Annotated in this window: 4 protein-coding genes; all 4 read right to left on the bottom strand. The window is 50.3% G+C overall.

What is annotated here, in order from left to right; all coding sequences use genetic code 11:
• Positions 1-401 (bottom strand): phosphate signaling complex protein PhoU (gene phoU, locus BZG79_RS12320; protein WP_077774517.1); only part of this gene is annotated, 401 nt, incomplete at its 3' end.
• 10 nt (positions 402-411) lie between these two features.
• Positions 412-1,230, bottom strand: coding sequence for a phosphate ABC transporter ATP-binding protein PstB (gene pstB, locus BZG79_RS12315; RefSeq protein WP_021022901.1), 819 nt, complete (start codon positions 1,228-1,230; stop codon positions 412-414).
• An 18-nt stretch (positions 1,231-1,248) separates the two neighbouring features.
• The gene (gene pstA / locus BZG79_RS12310; protein ID WP_077774516.1) at positions 1,249-2,895 is read right to left on the bottom strand and encodes a phosphate ABC transporter permease PstA; all 1,647 of its coding nucleotides are present in this window, start codon (positions 2,893-2,895) and stop codon (positions 1,249-1,251) included.
• A gap of 17 nt (positions 2,896-2,912) precedes the next feature.
• A partial coding sequence (locus BZG79_RS12305; protein WP_199877795.1) for an ABC transporter permease subunit occupies positions 2,913-4,305 on the bottom strand: 1,393 nt, incomplete at its 5' end.

Here is a 4,305-nt window from a genome sequence, read left to right as displayed (position 1 = left end):
CGCTGACCCAATGCCTCTAGAGAAACCAAAAAAGGTTGCTGAGAATGACTGGCATTGTCCAATGCCATTTTCGCGATGCTATCAGCCACATCGCCAATACGCTCTAGATCCGTGATGGTTTTAATGATTGCCATCACCAGGCGCAGATCGCTTGCCGTCGGTTGGCGCTTAGCAATAATCCGTGTGCAGGCCTCGTCAATGGCGACTTCCATGCCATTGACTTTGTGATCTTCACGAATCACATGGCGCGCTAGCTCTTCATCTTGATTGTGCATGGCACGAAGAGCATCGGTGAGCTGACGCTCCACCAGCCCCCCCATCGCTAGGACGTGAGTGCGAATCGCTTCTAATTCAGCATTAAATTGGCCAGAAATATGGCGGCTAATATTGTAATTATCCAAGGCCTGCTCCTTATCCGTAGCGACCGGTGATGTAATCTTCCGTCTGTTTATTTTTTGGTGTGGTAAACAAGGTGTCAGTATCCGCGTACTCTACCAAGCGGCCCATATTAATAAAGGCAGTTTGGTCTGACACCCGTGCCGCCTGCTGCATATTATGGGTAACAATCACCACTGTGTATTGTTTTTTAAGATCGTTGATCAACTCTTCAATCGTCAGTGTTGAGATAGGATCCAGCGCCGAAGAGGGCTCATCCAGCAATAACACTTCTGGCTCAATCGCGATTGCTCGGGCGATCACCAACCGCTGCTGCTGTCCACTTGAAAGACCAAACGCATTATCGTTAAGACGATCTTTTACCTCACCCCACAGCGCCGCACCTCGCAGTGAACGCTCCACCGCATCATCTAAGGTTCGGGGATCATGAATGCCTTGCAGCCGCAATCCAAAAACGACATTTTCATAAACGGATTTCGGAAACGGATTAGGACGCTGAAATACCATACCGACTTGACGGCGTAACGCAGGCACATCAACTTCGCGGTGATAGATGTTTTGCCCATGTAAGGTGACTTCGCCCCGCACGCGACACCCATCCACCAAATCATTCATGCGGTTAATGCAACGCAGTAAGGTCGACTTCCCACATCCAGAAGGACCAATAAACGCTGTGACCTTGCCCTTCGGGATACGCATACTGATATCAAACAGTGCTTGAGTCGCCCCGTAATAAAGATTCAAATCCCGAATAGCTAACGCCGTTTGCTCGTTCGGTAAGTTTCCCAAATCTAAGCTCGGCGTGGCACCTATAGGCGGGTTTATCGAAAACATCGAGCAGGATCCTTATCGTTACAGTTCTAATGCGCGATATTTTTCACGCAAATAATGACGGATACCGATCGCGGATAAGTTCAGTGCCACGATCACAGACACGAGTAAAAACGACGTCGCATACACCAAAGGTCGCGCGGTCTCGATATGCGCACTTTGAAAGCCCACATCATAAATATGGTAGCCGAGATGCATAAACTTCCGTTCTAAGTGTAAAAAAGGAAAGTTGCCATCAACCGGCAGAGAAGGTGCCACTTTCACCACCCCAACCAACATTAAAGGCGCCACTTCACCGGCGGCACGGGCAACCGCTAAAATTAACCCCGTCATCATCGCCGGGCTTGCCATCGGTAAGACGACTCGCCATAGCATTTCAGATTGGGTCGCGCCCAAGGCAAAGGCACCATGACGGACGCTTGTAGGAATACGCGCTAGCCCTTCTTCTGTTGAGACTATCACGACCGGTAAGGTTAAGATCGCCAACGTTAACGCTGACCACAGAATGCCCGGCGTACCAAACACCGGCGCGGGTTGCGCCGCTTGATAAAATATATCGTCAATGGTGCCACCAATGAAGTAGACAAAAAAGCCTAAACCAAACACACCATAAACAATGGATGGCACCCCAGCGAGGTTAACTACCGCAATCCGAATCAACCGAGTGAACGCCGTTTTAGGCGCATATTCATGCAGATAAATCGCCGCGACCACGCCCAAAGGGGTAACAATCACTGCCATTAATAAGACCAGAAAAACGGTGCCAAAAATCGCCGGAAAAACCCCACCTGCGGCATTACTGTCACGCGGTGATTCAGATAGAAAAGCCGCCACTTGGTGCCCCCAAAATGTCAGCTTATCGACGCCGCTCATCGCATTGGGGTACCAAATATTTAGCACATTCTCGAGCGGTAATGCGACCTCATCACCATGGCTATCTTCGACAACCAATTGTCCTGTTTTTTGTTTATCCCGCAGCTGTGCGAGCTTTTGCTCCAGTTGTTGATACTGAGTGAGCAACTGCGTGCGGCGGGATGCAATCTGCGATTGGGCGCGCTTGTCCAACGTCCCCTCAAGTTCGCGAGATTTTTCCTCTAATCGCAACTGTTCGAGCTGATAGTTCACCCCTGCCAGATGGACTTGTTCAATTTTATTGATCGCATCACGACGTGCCGCCAAATCCGCCAGTTGCTGACGCAGCGCAGAAATCACTAATCCATGACGTGTACCGCTTTGATCAATATACGCTGTTGGCTTGCCATAAAAGACACCGTTCTCGCTGCGCTCAATCATCGCCATCTCAATCGGCGTGTGTTGGCTTTTTATCTGAAACGCAAGTAACTGACGAAAGTCGAGCCCTTCTCGTTCACGGTTGCCAATTTTAACCACCAAGCGCTGATACGCGGATTGCCGGTATGCGGGTAAGCGAACACCGGCGTCGATAAGCTGAGTCGCATCAACCTCATCGGTTCGATAAATCTGGCCAACGACAGTTTCTACGCCCTGTTCCGTCTGTAACTCAAAACTGRTCACCGGTGTGGGCCAAAAATAGCCTAAGCCACGAACACCGAGCAAGAGTAAGACACCGAGAATGGCAATAAGACTGACGCTAACCATCCCTGCCGTCATCCAGACCCAAGGCGTGCCAGATTTTATCCATGGACGCATGCGCACTCTCATCTCAATTAAAGGTGACTGTATTTGTCGCGTAAACGCTGACGAACAAGTTCAGCCAACGTATTAAAGACAAAGGTGAAAACAAACAAAATAAACGCGGTTAAAAACAACACACGATAATGCGAGCTCCCCACTTCGGACTCTGGCATTTCGATCGCAATATTGGCCGACAAGGTCCGAAGCCCTTCGAGCAGGTTCCAATCCATAATCGGTGTATTCCCTGTGGCCATCAACACAATCATGGTTTCACCCACCGCGCGACCTAATCCCATCATCACCGCCGAGAATATCCCTGGGCTAGCGGTAAGCAACACAACCCGCATCAATGTTTGCCAATGCGTTGCCCCCAGTGCTAACGCACCTTGCTTTAGATGTGGCGGAACCGAAAAAATCGCATCTTCAGCAATCGAAAATATGGTGGGAACCACCGCAAAGCCCATCGCGATCCCAACCACTAAGGCATTACGTTGATCATAACCAATGCCTAGCTCGTGGGTAATGAATTGACGAGCATCGCCTCCCAGCCAAATCTGCTCAATCCAAGGTCCTAAAGACACGGCCATTGTCCCCACTAACAGCAACACCGGGATAATCACCAGTATTTGGGCGTTGTCCGGCAAGCGACGGCGAGCATAGCGGGGGATCATTCGCCAACAGGCGCTCAACCCCAGCAACACAAACGGGATCAGGATCAACAACATAAAGACGCTAGCAATATGTGCTTCAACCCAAGGGGCAAGCCATAAGCCGGCTAAAAAGCCAATGATCACCGTAGGTAATGCTTCAATCGTCTCAACCGTCGGTTTGACCCATCGCCTCAACCCTGATGACATAAAGTAAGCCGTATAAATAGCCGCACCAATGGCCATTGGCACCGCGAACAGTAAGGCAACCACGGCCACTTTTAGTGTGCCAAAGATCACCGGCACCACACTCAACTTTGCTTCAAAGCTATCGTCGGCCGATGTCGACTGCCACACATATTGCGGCGATGAGTACCCCTCGTACCACACTTTTTGCCATAAAGAATGGAGACTGACTTCAGGATGAGGATTATCCACTGCCAACCACTGCCACTGATTTTGTGTCACCGCCATCAAGGCGTTGGCGCGAGGAGCAAATGCCAGCGCCTCCGGGACCGAGGTAAACCGTTTATCAAAATGCCGCTGTTTTTCACTGGTCACATGTACCAAGCTCAGCTGCCCAGTATCATCCACGGTGGCCACGCTTTTACGATGTAACTCTGGCGCTATTATTTTTGCCCCAGCACCGGGCGAAAACGTACGCACGTTGGTCAATGACGGCTCACCACTTTTGAGGACATCAAACCATTGCGTCAAGTCACCATTTTGATGCTGCAATATTAACGAGCGTCCCCCCGCTAGCAGCGTCATATTAACC

The sequence above is a fragment of the Salinivibrio sp. MA427 genome (assembly GCF_001996115.1).
GTDB lineage: Bacteria > Pseudomonadota > Gammaproteobacteria > Enterobacterales > Vibrionaceae > Salinivibrio > Salinivibrio costicola.
The sequence above is the reverse complement of the archived record's forward strand: the minus strand, read 5'-3'. Positions and strand labels throughout refer to the sequence as shown.